Annotated in this window: 17 protein-coding genes; 16 read left to right on the top strand and 1 reads right to left on the bottom strand. The window is 41.4% G+C overall.

Translation table 11 applies throughout. The annotated features are described in order from the left end of the window. The first annotated feature begins 58 nt into the window (after positions 1–58). From VK097_RS12035 to VK097_RS11995, 9 genes are all read left to right on the top strand, one after another. A complete protein-coding gene (locus VK097_RS12035; RefSeq protein WP_324212050.1) occupies positions 59–1,324 on the top strand; it encodes a tetratricopeptide repeat protein in 1,266 nt (421 codons plus the stop codon). 40 nt (positions 1,325–1,364) lie between these two features. Then, positions 1,365–1,928, top strand: a complete 564-nt coding sequence (locus VK097_RS12030; protein WP_324212049.1) for a ReoY family proteolytic degradation factor — start codon at positions 1,365–1,367, stop codon at positions 1,926–1,928. Between the two features lie 238 nt (positions 1,929–2,166). Further along, complete coding sequence (locus VK097_RS12025) at positions 2,167–2,637, top strand: DUF2487 family protein (RefSeq protein WP_324212048.1); 471 nt, start codon at positions 2,167–2,169, stop codon at positions 2,635–2,637. Between the two features lie 185 nt (positions 2,638–2,822). Next, on the top strand, positions 2,823–3,338 hold the full coding sequence (locus tag VK097_RS12020; protein WP_324212047.1) for a QcrA and Rieske domain-containing protein: 516 nt from the start codon (positions 2,823–2,825) through the stop codon (positions 3,336–3,338). A gap of 6 nt (positions 3,339–3,344) precedes the next feature. Continuing rightward, positions 3,345–4,019, top strand: a complete 675-nt coding sequence (qcrB, locus tag VK097_RS12015; RefSeq protein ID WP_324212046.1) for a menaquinol-cytochrome c reductase cytochrome b subunit — start codon at positions 3,345–3,347, stop codon at positions 4,017–4,019. 22 nt (positions 4,020–4,041) lie between these two features. Next, entirely contained in the window at positions 4,042–4,818 is a 777-nt protein-coding gene (locus VK097_RS12010; protein ID WP_324212045.1) for a menaquinol-cytochrome c reductase cytochrome b/c subunit, read from the top strand. A 76-nt stretch (positions 4,819–4,894) separates the two neighbouring features. Beyond that, positions 4,895–5,473, top strand: a complete 579-nt coding sequence (gene lhaT, locus VK097_RS12005; protein ID WP_324212044.1) for a lipoprotein heptaprenylglyceryl N-acetyltransferase LhaT — start codon at positions 4,895–4,897, stop codon at positions 5,471–5,473. A gap of 64 nt (positions 5,474–5,537) precedes the next feature. Further along, the gene (locus VK097_RS12000) at positions 5,538–5,792 is read left to right on the top strand and encodes a sporulation protein YpjB (RefSeq protein WP_324212043.1); all 255 of its coding nucleotides are present in this window, start codon (positions 5,538–5,540) and stop codon (positions 5,790–5,792) included. A 129-nt stretch (positions 5,793–5,921) separates the two neighbouring features. Continuing rightward, complete coding sequence (locus tag VK097_RS11995) at positions 5,922–6,602, top strand: zinc metallopeptidase (RefSeq protein WP_324212042.1); 681 nt, start codon at positions 5,922–5,924, stop codon at positions 6,600–6,602. Positions 6,603–6,669: 67 nt separating this feature from the next. Here VK097_RS11995 and VK097_RS11990 read toward each other — a convergent pair whose 3' ends face one another. Beyond that, positions 6,670–7,539 carry a YitT family protein gene (locus VK097_RS11990; protein ID WP_324212041.1) on the bottom strand — a complete coding sequence of 290 codons (870 nt, stop codon included), beginning with the start codon at positions 7,537–7,539 and terminating at the stop codon, positions 6,670–6,672. A gap of 144 nt (positions 7,540–7,683) precedes the next feature. Here VK097_RS11990 and VK097_RS11985 point away from each other — a divergent pair, with 144 nt between their 5' ends. From VK097_RS11985 to dinG, 7 genes are read left to right on the top strand one after another with little or no spacing between them, the layout of a single operon-like run. Then, positions 7,684–8,019 (top strand): nucleotide pyrophosphohydrolase, encoded by a 336-nt coding sequence (locus VK097_RS11985; protein WP_324212040.1) that lies wholly within the window; start codon positions 7,684–7,686, stop codon positions 8,017–8,019. Positions 8,020–8,059: 40 nt separating this feature from the next. Beyond that, positions 8,060–8,857 carry a 4-hydroxy-tetrahydrodipicolinate reductase gene (gene dapB / locus VK097_RS11980; protein ID WP_324212039.1) on the top strand — a complete coding sequence of 266 codons (798 nt, stop codon included), beginning with the start codon at positions 8,060–8,062 and terminating at the stop codon, positions 8,855–8,857. Between the two features lie 11 nt (positions 8,858–8,868). Beyond that, entirely contained in the window at positions 8,869–9,291 is a 423-nt protein-coding gene (mgsA, locus tag VK097_RS11975) for a methylglyoxal synthase (protein ID WP_324212038.1), read from the top strand. Next, positions 9,288–10,412: an N-acetyl-alpha-D-glucosaminyl L-malate synthase BshA gene (gene bshA, locus VK097_RS11970; RefSeq protein WP_324212037.1), complete on the top strand. Its 1,125-nt coding sequence runs from the start codon at positions 9,288–9,290 to the stop codon at positions 10,410–10,412. Before mgsA ends, bshA begins: the two co-directional genes overlap by 4 nt. Positions 10,413–10,429: 17 nt before the next feature. Continuing rightward, positions 10,430–11,632, top strand: coding sequence for a CCA tRNA nucleotidyltransferase (locus tag VK097_RS11965; protein WP_324212036.1), 1,203 nt, complete (start codon positions 10,430–10,432; stop codon positions 11,630–11,632). Next, the gene (locus VK097_RS11960; RefSeq protein ID WP_324212035.1) at positions 11,608–12,591 is read left to right on the top strand and encodes a biotin--[acetyl-CoA-carboxylase] ligase; all 984 of its coding nucleotides are present in this window, start codon (positions 11,608–11,610) and stop codon (positions 12,589–12,591) included. The genes VK097_RS11965 and VK097_RS11960 overlap by 25 nt, the downstream gene beginning before the upstream one ends. Before the next feature lie 47 nt (positions 12,592–12,638). After that, complete coding sequence (gene dinG / locus VK097_RS11955) at positions 12,639–15,446, top strand: ATP-dependent DNA helicase DinG (RefSeq protein WP_324212034.1); 2,808 nt, start codon at positions 12,639–12,641, stop codon at positions 15,444–15,446. Positions 15,447–15,524: the final 78 nt, after the last annotated feature.

Genomic DNA, 15,524 nt, shown 5'->3' with positions numbered 1-15,524 from the left:
TTTTCGATATGATGAAATAATCAGAAGATATGGACGCAGAATTGAAAGGATGTTCTTAATGGACAGCACAATAATGGAAGCCGTTCATCTGATGGAGGCAAAAGAGTCGGACAAGGCGATTGCACTGCTTGAAGACTATTTACCTAAAGCAGATGATGAAGATAAATTCACCATCTCGGAATTATATATTCAGTGGGGATTTTTAACGGAAGCAATTGATATTTTAGAGGAATTATCAAATCGTTTCCCGAAAGAAACTGAAATAAAAATCATGCTGGCGGACGTTTATATCGAGCAGGACAATGATGAGGAAGCCATAAACCTGCTTAATGAAATCGAAGAAGATGATCCGGCTTATGTGCAGACACTTATGCAATTGGCGGATTTATATCAGGCTCAGGGATTATTCGAAGTAGCTGAACAAAAATTATTAACCGCCAAACATTACGAACCAAATGAACCAATTATTGATTTTGCGCTGGGAGAATTGCTCTTCTCAAACGGGGATTACCGGGAAGCCATCACGTATTATGAAAAAATACTCCAGGTTGAAAAAGAAATCGCCAACGTGTCGATTAATGACCGGCTGGCAGAAGCGTATGCAGCATCTGGTGAATATGAAATTGCCCTGGAGACTTACCAGAGCATTGACAGTGAGGATCCGGACACTCTTTTCAAATACGGTTTTACTGCCCTGCACGCAGGGCGCCGGGATATTGCCATCCAAGCCTGGAAACATGTCATCGAACAAGATATGTATTATCATACTGCTTATTATCAATTGGCAAAAGCTTACGAAGACGAAGAAATGATCAACGAGGCATATGAAACGGCCAAACAAGGCATTCAAATTGATGAATTTAATAAAGAACTGTACTTTTTCACAGGTTCAATGGCACACCAATTAAATAAAGATGAGGAAAGTGAAAAATGGGTGCGGGAAGCCGTAACACTTGACCCAGATTATAAAGAAGCCATTTTATTTTTAATTGAATTATTTAAGCAACAGGACAAAGAAGATAGCATTGTTGATCTGATTAACGACATCAAAAAAATGGGGGCCAGTGACCCTCTTTATGAATGGGAACTTGCCCGTGCGTACAATGAATTGGAATTGTATAACAATGCATTAAAACATTACCAGGAAGCATATAATAGCTTAAACCAGGATAGCGATTTCCTGAAAGAATACGGTTATTTCCTGACAGAGGAAGGGAGGATCGATAACGCCATCCAAATCTTTGAATCATACTTGCATCTGCTGCCGCTGGACCCGGAAATTGAGGAATTTGTACAACGGTTAAAGGAGTCCGAAAATATATAATCCACATGAACGTTATTTTTAAAGGAGGCTCATTAGATCAATGCAAACTCCTGTTTCTGTAAAGGATAAGAAAAGCTTTATTCAGTGGTTTCTAAACAACTATCAGTTAAAAAAGAGGGAAAGTGTGTGGATTCTCAATTACATTGTCAACCATGATAAACTGCTGTCAAATATTCATTTTGTACGGGAAGCTAAATTTTGTCCGCGCGGATTAATCATGACCAGTAACTGTTCCGATGAGGTACCGTTCCGTTTTTATAAAAAACAATTAGTGACGACCGATGCTGAAAAGTCCTTCCATGACATTCGTATGAATCAGCATGAGCCCTTATATATTCAGTTGAATTTTAATAAATCCCACCAGAATATATTTTATGCAGCGGTACTGGTCGAAAATCCGTTCATTCCGGATGAATACTTCATAACAGAAACGGATCAGAAAACAGCAAAACAATTATTGGATAAAACCATCTATGATTCCCGCCACAAATCACTTCGGGAAAAAATTGACAGCGCTTTAGATGAACGAGATCGGGATACTTTCACTGAATTATCCAAACAATTACATAAATTGGAGCGGGAGAAATCAAATCAGCCTTATTGACTTGGGCAATAGGTTGATTTTTTTTGTCTCAATAGGATAACATATAAGTTATAGTTCGTGTTCAAAAAGGGGGATAACATGGACGGGGAAGTTCGAGGGGCGTAATTTCGAGCTGCGGGATTATGCATTTAGGGAATCTAAACTCAATGTATCATTGTTACCGTACTTTTTGAACGTCCTCTTATATGAGAAATTTTTTCGTTGTATGAAGAATAGACAGGAGGGAAGGTAGTATACTATGAAATGGACAAAACAGGATTTACAGCAATATATTCAGGCAAAAGAGTATGTCGACACCATTATTTTACCATTAATACCTTTTCATTTTTCAACTGACTCAAGTTTAGAAAAGGACGCGTTTCAGCGCGAAGTTTTATCAGTTTTTATCCGCGAACTTGAAAAGGAAATAACCGGCAGGATTCTGCTGTGTCCGGACTACAACTATTTAAAATCAGCCGATAAGCATAATGAAGCCAAGCGAATCAATTCATGGGTCGATAATACCCGGTCACAGCCATTCAATCATTTATTTTTTATAACAGCTGATTCCAGCTGGAAGAAGTTCGAACAAGACTTGAAAGGAACCTTAATCTGGCTTCCGGGAATCGTAACCGAATCAATGCAAGTCAAGGAAAGGCAGTCGGTTATTTACAGTCAGGTTCAACAAGTCAGTGAGTTGATTCGTTCGTATTGGAAGGATAATAAATAACAGAATCCCCCGATTCAGATAAAATATTTGGCGGATTTTCTTAAAATGAATCAATTGATGTAATTCCGGTGAAAGTGCAAATGGATTTATATTGACCCGTTCAACAGATTGCGCTATCATGGTATTGTCCTAGTAATCTGATTTAATAAACTTGTCCGTGAAAAATGTATAGAGGGGGGAAAATCATGAGCGAAGACAAACAACCAGTATCCCGTCGACAATTTTTGAACTATACGCTTACAGGTGTAGGGGGCTTTATGGCAGCAGGCTTGATGGTTTCACCGTTAAGAATGGCAATTGATCCTGTGCTTAAACAAGGTTCGTCTGAAGGTGACTTCACCAATGTCCAGCTGGCGGAAGGAGATATTACAAAAGAGCCTCAGCGTATTGACTGGGAAGTTAAACAAGTTGATGGCTGGTATGAATCCAAGGTCAGCAAAACTGCATGGGTTTATAAAGATGACAATGGCGAAGTAGTTGCACTTTCCCCAATTTGTAAGCACCTTGGCTGTGTTGTTTCATGGGAAGGCAGCGAGGAATATCCGGAACGGTTTTACTGTCCTTGTCATGATGGGCTGTATTATAAAGATGGCGAGAATGTTCCAGGAACACCGCCGACAGCCGGACTGGATATTTATGAGCACAAAATTAAAAACGGTATGTTATTCCTTGGTAAAGCACAACCGAGAGAGGAGGCGTAAGGGGTAATGCTTCAAAAAATATATGACTGGATAGACGAGCGTGCGGATATTACGCCGATATGGCGCGATATCGCAGACCATGAAGTTCCTGAACATGTTAATCCTGCCTATCACTTCTCTGCATTTGTTTATTGTTTTGGAGGATTGACATTTTTCGTAGTGGTTATCCAAATATTGTCCGGTATGTTTTTGACCATGTATTATGTTCCGGATATTGAAAATGCATGGCGATCGGTTTATTACTTGCAGACTGAAGTCGCACACGGTCAGATTGTACGCGGTATGCATCACTGGGGAGCCAGTGTTGTTGTCGTCATGTTACTGTTACATACATTGCGCGTATTCTTTCAGGGCGCATACAAAAAACCGCGTGAACTTAACTGGGTGGTTGGTGTACTTTTATTCTTCATCATCCTTGGCTTAGGTTTCACTGGTTATTTGCTGCCTTGGGATAATAAGGCATACTTTGCAACAGAAGTTGGTTTGAACATTGCACAGGATGTTCCGATAATTGGAGATGAATTAAAGACATTGCTGTCCGGAGATGAAGAAATTGTCGGTGCACAGACATTGGCAAGGTTCTTTGCGATCCATGTTTTCTTCCTGCCTGCTGCTTTGTTCGCCTTATTGGGTGTACACTTTATATTAATCCGCAGACAGGGAATATCCGGACCGCTATAATACAAATGAAGGAGGTTAAGCTGTGCATAAGGGTAAGGGAATGAAGTTCGTCGGGGATTCCCGAATCTCCGCGGAAAGCAAACCGAACATACCAAAAGATTACTCAGAATATCCCGGCAGGACAGAAGCATTTTGGCCCAATTTCCTGTTAAAAGAATGGCTTGCAGGATCCGTGTTTTTAGTAGGTTTTTTATGCCTGACATTAGCAAATCCATCTCCGCTCGAGGGAATGGCCGATCCGACTGATGCAGGCTATATACCTTTGCCGGATTGGTACTTCTTATTCTTATATGAATTGTTAAAATACGACTTTGCAAGTGGACCATATATCTTATTTGGTATCATTATTATCCCCGGATTGGCTTTCGGCGGATTACTGTTAGCTCCTTTTCTGGATAAGGGACCGGGCAGACGGCCGCACCAGCGTCCAATTGCAGTGGGCATGATGCTATTGGGACTTACGTCAACCATCTGGCTTACTTATCAATCAGCATCCGGTGTCGATTGGGAATCACGGGCTGAAGCGAATAAACCAGTCCCGCCGTCAGAACAGGCTGATATTGACAAGGAATCCGAGGGATACGCAGTATTTGAAAACAACTGTATGAGCTGTCACGGCGAAGACCTGCAGGGAGGATCTGCCGGACCGCCGCTTATTGGCATTGAACGTTCTGCTGATGAAATTAAAGATATTGCCCAGAACGGTATCGGCTCCATGCCGCCGGGTCAGTTCAAGGGATCTGACGAAGAGTTAAATAAACTCGCTGAATTTATTATTTCGGTGAATGAAGATCAATAATTTGATGTAAAAAACACCTTTGCCAAACAGAGTTGGTGAAGGTGTTTTTAATACATTTTTAAGAAGGGATTTTGCAATGATCAAATACATACTTCTTGATAAATGGTTTTTATTCCTTCTGTTTATCTTTAACCTGTCAGGCACTGCTTACGGTTATTACTGGTACCGATACCAGTTATCCGAAACGCCTGATATATTCCTCCTGTTTGTTCCTGACAGCCCGACAGCAAGTTTGTTTTTCACGATTGTTCTATTGTTTTTTCTGTTTAGGAGAAACCTGCCTTACATTGAGGCGCTTGCTTTAATCACACTATTTAAATATGGTATCTGGGCAGTAGTCATGAACCTGCTCACCTTAATGGTGGAAGGATCACTTGGATTGACCGGTTATATGCTCATGTTTTCCCATGGGGCAATGGCGTTTCAGGGTTTACTATATGCCCCTTATTATGCGATTAAGCTGCGGCATATCGTGTTCGCAGCTATTTGGACATTGCATAATGATGTCATAGATTATGTGTTTGGCCAAATGCCGGTCTACTCATCTTTGACGGAATATATGGATGAAATTGGCTATTTTACATTTTGGCTGAGTATCCTGTCGATAGGAATAGCATATGCATTGACCATCAAGCCGAAAAATTTGCTTTCATGACGAGTTATATAATGGAATCGCCGCACATACATTAATTATGAAGATGTTATGTGAGGTGACCTCCATGAAACGCATGAAGTGTTTGCTGATTTTCATAATCGGAATATACATGTGCACACTTCTGACAGCTCCAGCCATCGCCTCAGCGCATGAGCCATTGATATTCACAACAAAAAATACCCCCAGTATGAACATGACACCTTTTTATTGGATGGTGGGAATTGTTGGCGGCTCAATAGCCATTACATTATCTTACGTCGGCTGGAGAAAATACAGAGCGGAAAAGAACAGACAATCAGAGGACGATTCAAATAATTGACGTCCAGTGAAATTTTGACTAAAATTGACCTTAGAAGGGGTTGTGCAAAAAGTCCGGCAACCTCCTTTTTTCAACATGCACTGGGAAGCAGATTGTAAAAGTTTATAAAATAAAGATGGAGGAATGAACATGCTAGGTGGTCTTGGTGGATATATAGTTTATATTGCGCTCTTGATGATAATCCCTTTATGGGCTCAATCCAAAGTAAAAAACACGTATAAAAAGTATTCCAAAAAAGCAACATCCTCTGGTATGACCGGTGCTGAAGTCGCACGTAAGATTCTTAATGACAACGGGATTTATGATGTAGAGGTTCGTGAAACAAAAGGGACGTTATCGGATCATTACCATCCAAAAAAGAAAACCGTGAACCTTTCAAGCGATAATTTTCATGGACAATCCATGGCATCATCTGCCATTGCAGCACACGAGGTGGGGCATGCCATCCAGGATGCACAGGACTATGCGTTTCTTCGCTTCAGATCGTCACTGGCTCCCATTGCTGCAACAGGATCAAATATGGCGATTTTCCTGATAATCGCGGGAATCATTTTTAGCCAAGGGTTACTGTTAGTTGGAATCATTTTCTTCTCGGCAGCTGTATTGTTCCAGCTAGTCACATTGCCGGTGGAATTTGATGCGTCCAACAGAGCGATGGCCCAGCTTGTATCAACAGGTGTCATCCGCAATAACGAAGAACGCGAAACGAAAAAAGTATTAAATGCTGCTGCATTGACTTACGTGGCTGCCGCACTTGTGGCTGTTGCTGAGCTGATTCGGTTTATCCTGATTTATGCCGCCAGTGAATAGGGGATATCATATATGTATTTAAAAGGGATGACATACCGTGTCATCCCTTTTAATATTTGAACCAGCATTATTCTATAGGGTTTTTGTTTTCATCCAATGTGAATCCTTCACCAACGACATCATGAACCGAGCTCATGGCGACGAATGCGTGGGGATCTATCTCATTTATAATATTTTTCAGCCGGACAATTTCATTCCTGCCGACGATACAGTAGAGCACATCCCGTTTTTCGCCGGTAAAACTCCCGCGGCCATCCAATACAGTTACACCCCGGTCCATCTCCTTAATGATAGTACCGGCAATTTGCTCACTTTGCCCGGAGATGATTGTTGCACCACGTGCTGCATAGGCACCTTCCTGGATAAAATCAATCACTCTCGCTCCGATATAGACAGCCAGCAGCGTATACATGCCTTGCACCATGTCAAGATAAGCGGCAATGGAAGTTGCTATGACGAAAAAGTCAAAAAGAAACATCGTCCTGCCCATACTCCAGCCCACGTACTTATTGACGAGTCTGGCAATGATATCAACACCGCCTGTTGTGCCGCCATAACGAAAGATAATCCCCAGTCCGACACCGATAAACACACCGGCAAAAAGTGCTGCCAGAGTCATATCCGACTGCAAATCAATTGCAATTGGATTAATCTGAAATATGGCCAAAAACAATGAAACGGCCAGTGTGCCAATTATTGTATAAATGAATGTATTTCGCCCAAGGAATTTCCATCCGATGAAAAAGACTGGGATATTAAGCACAATATTGGAAATGGCCGGATCCCATTCCCATAAGAAATATAAAAGTAATGTTATGCCGGTGAAGCCGCCTTCACCCAGATTGTTTTGCATATTAAAATGGACAATACCAAACGAAAAAATAGCAGATCCAAACAGAATAAATACAATATTTTTAAGTTTTAAGTCAAATATCATCAAAAAACCTCCCGTTCGAGCCGAATAGATGCTTTTTCTATTATAGACAATTAATCTGCAAAGTCAAAAGCCCAATGATTTGTCAAAATAATCCCTTTTAGCTAACATAAAAAGAGATAAGATTTATACAAAGAGGCGATTTAAATGACAGCAAATCATTCGCATTATAGAACGGAAGAAATCCAAAAAAGGGTCGACGATTACATTGGGCAGTTTAAAGAAGGTTATTTTTCACCTTTAAGCCTGATGGCCAGGCTTAGTGAGGAAACAGGTGAGCTGGCTCGTGAAGTCAATCATTACTATGGTGAAAAGCCTAAAAAGACTGCAGAAAAAGAGAAAACAGTTGAAGAAGAACTTGGTGATATTATTTTTGTTTTAACTTGTTTTGCCAACTCGCTTGATATTAACTTATCCGAAGCATTTGAGCGCTCAATCAGCAAAATCGAAACACGAGACAAAGATCGCTGGACACACAAGTGAAACAGACGAAGAACAATCATTGCAACAGGAGGTTTGGACCATGCAAATTAAAATCATATTAGCAGGACCACGCGGAAAGATGGGATCAGAGGCTGTTCGGATGGTACATAATGAAGAATCATTCGACCTCGTTGCCTGTATTGATCGAAAAAATGGGGGAAAAACATTAGAAGATATTGATACACTGCCCGCATTGGATGTTCCAATATATGAAGATCCGGAACAATGCTTTCAAGAAACGGATGCCGATGTATTTATCGATTTAACTATTCCGGAGGTCGGCTTTGAACATGCAAAACTTTCCCTTTTATATGACATACGCCCGGTTGTGGGAACATCAGGGTTCACCAAAGAACAAATTGAAGCATTGGAGGATTTATCCGTCACACACGCCACGGGCTGCATTATAGCCCCGAATTTTGCAGTCGGGGCCGTTCTAATGATGCAATTTGCCAAAACAGCAGCCAAATATTTACCCGATGTTGAAATCGTTGAGAAACACCATGATCAAAAACTGGACGCGCCGTCGGGAACTGCAGTCAAAACCGCAGACATGATAAGGGAGACCCGTAAAACCAAACAACAAGGACATCCCGATGAAAAAGAGACACTTGATGGTGCGCGTGGAGCTGAGACAGATGGCATTCACATTCACAGTGTGCGGCTTCCAGGATTAATGGCACATCAGGAAGTGCTTTTTGGCGGTCCCGGTCAAACATTGACAGTCAAGCACGATTCTTACAATCGCGCATCGTTTATGGAAGGTGTTAAACTGTCTGTCAATAAAGTGATGAAATTAGATAAACTTATCTATGGACTGGAAAATATTATTGAATAGGCGGAGATACGATGAATATCGCATTGATAGCACACGATAAAAAGAAACAGGACATCATAAATTTCACAATTGCATATAAACATGTCCTGAAAAAGCACCAACTGTTTGCAACAGGGACAACCGGCAAAAAAATAGCTGATGGTACAGGACTGGCCATTGATCGGTTTCAGTCCGGCCCGCTCGGCGGTGATCAGCAGATCGGTGCCAAGATAGCTGGCAATGAGATGGATGCCGTGATTTTTTTCAGGGATCCATTAACTGCACAGCCGCACGAACCGGATGTCACTGCGCTGATGCGATTGTGCGATGTTCATCTGATTCCGCTGGCAACCAACCCCGCAGCAGCCGAAATCATGATTCAGGCACTGGCCAGGGGAGATTTTGAATGGCGTCAGATTGTGAAACAAAACCAGCAAGAAGGTATGAATACATGAAGAAAATTGGTATCACATGCTACCCGACAGTTGGTGGTTCAGGTATAATTGCCACAGAGCTTGGCATGCTGATGGCTGAACAGGGGCATGAAATTCACTTTATAACCTCTAGTCTCCCGTTTCGTTTAAACCGGGTGCATCCAAACATTTATTATCACGAGGTTGAGCTTAATCATTATCCTGTTTTTCAATACCCGCCGTTCGATTTGGCACTTGCCAACAAGATGGCAGAAGTTATCGATCAGGAACAACTCGATATTCTTCATGTCCATTATGCAATGCCGCATGCAATATGTGCTATACTGGCTAAAGACATAGCCATACATGATGTCAAAATTGTTACAACTCTGCACGGGACTGATATAACAGTTCTCGGAATCGACCATTCACTAAAAAAAATGATCCGACATGGCATCGAGCAATCTGATGCTGTTACTGCAGTATCCAACAGTCTGGTGAAACAAACACATGAAGTGGTCGGTGCCGATAAGGGCATTCAGGTTATCTATAATTTTGTGAATGAAGCAGAATATGCCAAAGGATCTGACCATTCAATCCGGAACCATTATGGCATCCATCCCGATGATAAAGTAATTATTCATATCTCAAACTTCCGCAAGGTGAAACGAGTCCAGGATGTCATCTATACATTTCAGCAGATTCGGAAAGAAATGAGTGCAAAATTGCTTTTAGTCGGTGACGGACCAGAGTATTCAGAAATGCATCAGCTTGTAATAAAAATGGGGTTGGCTGACAGTGTATTGTTTTTAGGAAAACAAAAAAATGTCAGTGATTTGTTATCGATATCTGATTTAAAATTGCTCATGTCCGAAAAGGAAAGTTTCGGTCTTGTTCTATTAGAAGCTATGTCATGTGAAGTTCCATGTATTGGTACAAATGTCGGCGGGATTCCCGAGGTGATAAAACACAATGAAACAGGGTTTATCGTTGAACTGGGGGAGGCTGAGCAGGCTGCAGCATATGCCATTGATTTGCTGCAGAATGAACCGCGCTTAAAACAATTTTCTGTTAATGCTCTAAAACATGCCAGAAACTTTTTCTATTCACAGGACATTGTACAGCAATATATTGATTTATATGACCAACTTATTACGAATTAATACTGAAGGTGATGCTTGTGCAATTAACCGAGCAGTTCAGACAAGCAAACGGGATATTGGAACAAATCCAATCATTTGGTTACGAAGCCTATTTTGTCGGTGGATGTGTACGTGATTTATTACTGCATCGGAATATAGGGGATATAGATATAGCCACATCTGCCCGTCCGGACGTCATTCAGCAAATTTTCAATAAGGTCATCCCTGTTGGAATGGAACATGGGACGGTTATCGTGCGGCACAAGCATCAATCATACGAGGTAACAACGTTTCGTGTAGATGATGATTACGCCGATCAGCGGCATCCCGACTCCGTTCAATTCGTTAAGACAATTGATCAGGACTTAATGAGGCGGGATTTTACAATTAATGCTCTCGCAATGGACAAAACGGGAATCATAATCGATTTGTTTAATGGGAAAGAGGATATCCGAAAAAGGGTTATCCGGACGGTAGGAGACGGTTATGAGCGGTTTACCGAGGATCCTTTAAGGATTATGCGTGCACTCCGGTTTTCAAGCCAGTTGGGCTTTTCGCTGGATGAACAAACATTAAAGGCGATACAATCCGTTATAAGTGAATTAAAATCGATAGCAGTGGAACGCATTTTACAGGAAACTGCGAAATTCTTTGCTGGGCCACACATTGAAGAGGGTATGAATTATTTCCAAATGATAAACTTAGACAGGCATTTGCCCGTTTTCAAGGATAACCCTGGCATTATGAAACAGCTTCCGGATCAGCTCAAGCCGTTACGGTCTTTTGGAGCGGTTATTGCTATGTTTCATTTTGCCGCACCGGCTATAACAATTGACACATGGACAAAACAGTGGAAGTGTTCCAACAAAATTAAATTTGAGGCAGAGTCCTTCATCAAGGCATTGAACGATTATAAACATGACGGGTTGGGACCGTGGCTCGTATATGGCCTGCATATAACTGGTTACAGTGATTTTGCCTCACTGGTTAATATGCTGTTTGATGACCGATTATCTGAACAAACAGTTTATAAAATGGCTAATAACCTTCCGATTCATTCCAAACGAGAATTGGCGATCAACGGAACAGATATTCGCTGGCTTTTTCCGGACAGACAGCCCGGACCATGGATTGGTGGTGCATTGAAGCAAATAGAAAAGCAAGTCGTTACAGGATATCTCAGCAATAATAAGAATGTGTTAAAGGAATGGGTAAAATGGAATCAACACGCTACCGGTTGATTGAACTTCTTGAAACAAGTGATCATCAATATGTTTCAGGACAGTTTCTTTCGGAAAAATTAAATATCTCCCGCAGCGCAATCTGGAAACATATGAAAGAACTGGAAAAAGATGGATATGAAATTGAGGGCGTCCGGCGGAAAGGCTACCGGATTACCGGATCACCTGACAAGGTGAGTGAGAACACACTGCATTGGGGATTGCAGACAAAGTGGCTTGGTAAAAATATCATACATAAAACCACAACAAATTCCACACAGCAAGTGGCTCATCAAGCTGCCCGAGAAAATGCTGAACATGGAACTGTCATAATTGCTGATGAACAGATAGAAGGGAAAGGGAGGATGGCGCGGGAGTGGCATTCAACCAAAAATAAGGGGATTTGGATGAGTATGATAATGCGGCCATCGATCCCTCCTGCTGCTGCCCCGCAGCTGACATTGCTTACAGCTACCGTCCTGGCTGAAGTTATTACAAAATGCACGTCAGCCGAACCAAAAATTAAATGGCCAAACGATCTGTTAATAAATGATAAAAAAACAGCCGGCATTTTAACTGAAATGCAGGCTGAGCAGGATCAAATCCAATATATCGTGACGGGAATCGGGATTAACGTCAATCATTCAAATGTTGATTTTCCCGGTGAATTAAGCAATAAGGCAACCTCACTTAAAATGGAAACAGGTGACGATCAGCAAATCGTAAAAATCATACAGCAAATCTTAATGTACTTTGAGAGAGCGTATGATGCGTTTATCCGCGATGGTTTTACAAATGTTAAAAATAAATGGGAATCGTACGGATATAAGATCGGAGAATCAATTCGTATTCGAACAAACAGTGAACCATTGGAAGCAACTTTTATCGGTATTGCTGAAGATGGTGCACTGCTTGTCCAGAGTGAAACTGATGAAACCCGCAGAATTTATTCAGGAGAAATTGAATGGTTCCGAAAGTAAGATGATGTATTTACTGTAATATGTTTAATTGAGAGTAAGGTGGCATTATGAATGAGAGGTTTGTTGTAGTCGATCTCGAAACAACAGGGCATTCACCGGCAAATTCTGATAAAATTATTGAAATTGGAATGGTTGTAATCGAAAACGATGAAATTACCGGCGAATTTTCTACGTTTCTTAACCCAAACAAGCCAATCCCGGCTTTTATAACAAATTTAACAGGCATCACGGATGCTGAGGTACAGAATGCGCCTTTATTTCAGGACAAAGCGGCAGAAATAACAGCTTTGTTTGAAAATAGTTATCTTGTGGCACACAATGTACCGTTTGACCTGGGTTTTCTGAACGGTGAACTGAACATAAGCGGTTTTTCTGAACTGAATAACTCGGTATTGGATACAGTGGAACTTGCCCGTATTCTTTATCCGCAGGCTCCAGGTTTTAAATTGGAGCAGTTGGCAGACTATCTGAAGATCAGACATGATGAACCGCACCGTGCATTAGCAGATGCCCATGTGACCGCAAAATTACTGCTAACTTTAATGAGAAAGCTCAGGCAGCTTCCGTATGAAACCATTACCCATATGCTAAATCTGGAAACGGGTATGAAATCAGATTTGAATACCATACTGTGGGAACTGCAACAGGCGCTTGCTTTCTCAAATGATGAATTTGAAGGTATGGATATATATCGGGGTTTAGCTATGAAAAAAATAGCTGATACCAACCAGGAAAAACAATACTTCGATACATCTTTCGGTACCTTCCTTGATGAAATTTATGAAGCCGGCGGCGCAATGGAAGAGTATATGCCCGGGTACGAAAAACGCGGCGGGCAGCGCGAAATGTCCGAGACAGTATTTGATGCGTTTCAGACTAAAAACCATGCCCTTATTGAAGCAGAAACCGGCACAGGGAAAACATTAGCTTATTTGCTTCCGGCGATTCATGAAGCGGTAATCAAAAATAAAAAAATCGTTATTAGCACATATACAACACAATTGCAGTCACAATTGCTTGATGAAGAAATTCCATTAATTCGCCAGCTTGTGTCATTTCCATTTCGTGTCGCTCTGCTTAAAGGCAAACAGCATTATATTAGCCTTGAAAAATTTGAACGTGCACTGGCTTCTGAACAGACTGAGAATTACGATGTCATATTGACTAAAGCCATGCTGCTCGTCTGGCTGACAGAAACTGAAACAGGAGATATTGATGAGATTCAGCTTCCATCAAGCGGCTACCTGTTTTATAAACAGATTTCCACGGACACCGAGGGCACTATCGACCCATCATCGCCATGGTTTTCACGATCATATTATCAACGAGCCCGCAGAAAAGCACAGCAGGCAGATATTCTGATTACCAACCATGCCTTGTTATGTACGGATATGTTTAATGACTATCAGTTACTGCCATCCTATGATAAAGCAATCATTGATGAAGCACATCACCTGGAAGAAACAGCTTCCAAACATTATGGCTTAACACTGCATTATATCCAGGTACAAAACACGCTATCTCAAATAGGAAGAACAGACGATGCCGACTGGGTCGGAAAATTGCTTATGGACCACCCGATTAATGTTAATGATGGTTTTTCAAGCGAGGTCTGGGATGATGTTTTCGGCAATACAAAATATGAAGTCGATGATTTGTTTCGAATGCTGTTTCAATATGTTATTGAACAGAGACAAAAGGATAAATCCCTGAGTGACACCGGCAGGATTCAGTATCGTTTTGACGGTGACAAAGAAGACCCTGAACATTGGAATGTCATTAAAGAAATGGTAAGCAGGTTAACCTTTTACCTGCGTGACCTGATCCATTTGCTTTCGTTATTAAAGCAGCAGCTCGAATCCTTTCAAATACGGGATGACCACTATTTGGAAGATCTGAGAACGCACATGGAAGCACTCCAATCAATAATTGACCGGATGGAGCAGCTATTTTTAATGTCCAGTGAACATGCTGATGTAAAATGGATGGAAATGGAAGCATACGGTGCCAAAAATGCTGTGTATCTGTATAGTGAACCAACGGATATATCGACTTTACTGGCAAACGACTTTTTCAGTCAGAAGGAAAGTGTTGTATTGACAAGTGCTACATTGTCAATACGGAATTCATTTACATTCAGTCAGCAAAGGCTCGGGCTGTCACCGGAAGATGTAATCACCGCTAAAATAAACTCTCCTTTTTCCTATCATAATCAGGTGCAGTTAATGATTCCGGATGACTTCCCTGATATCAGGCACAGTTCATTGGATGAATTCGTTAACGCTGTTTGTGATGCCATTATATCGCTGGCTCAAATCACAGATGGGCGAATGCTCGTTTTGTTCACATCATATGATATGCTGCGGAAGGCTTACTATTTGTTGAGGGAAACAATTGATACAAGCACATTCATGCTGATTGCTCAAGGAATATCCAGCGGCAGCAGATCAAGGTTAAAGAAGAATTTTCAAACATTCAGCCAATCCATTCTGCTGGGGACAAGTTCCTTCTGGGAGGGCGTCGATATTCCTGGTGACGATTTATCATGTCTTTTGATTGTACGGCTGCCATTTCAACCTCCGAATCATCCTGTTTATGAAGCAAAATCGAATCAGTTTAAAGATGACGGCAAAAACCCATTTTTTGAACTAGCTTTACCAAACGCCGTTATCCGATTCAAACAGGGATTTGGCAGACTGATCCGTTCAACAAATGACCGCGGGATCGTGTTTGTGTGTGACGCACGCATCATGAAGGCACGGTATGGAAAATATTTCACTGAATCAATTCCCGCTGTACCGATAACACATGACTCAACATACGCGATCATGGAAAAAGCGCACGTTTGGTTTTAACGTATAAAAATACTGATGCACCGGATAATGCATCAGTATTTAAGGGGTATGGGGCCGGAAATTATTAGTTGAAATAAA

The sequence above is a fragment of the Lentibacillus sp. genome (assembly GCF_035301675.1).
Classification (GTDB): domain Bacteria; phylum Bacillota; class Bacilli; order Bacillales; family Amphibacillaceae; genus Lentibacillus.
The sequence above is the reverse complement of the archived record's forward strand: the minus strand, read 5'-3'. Positions and strand labels throughout refer to the sequence as shown.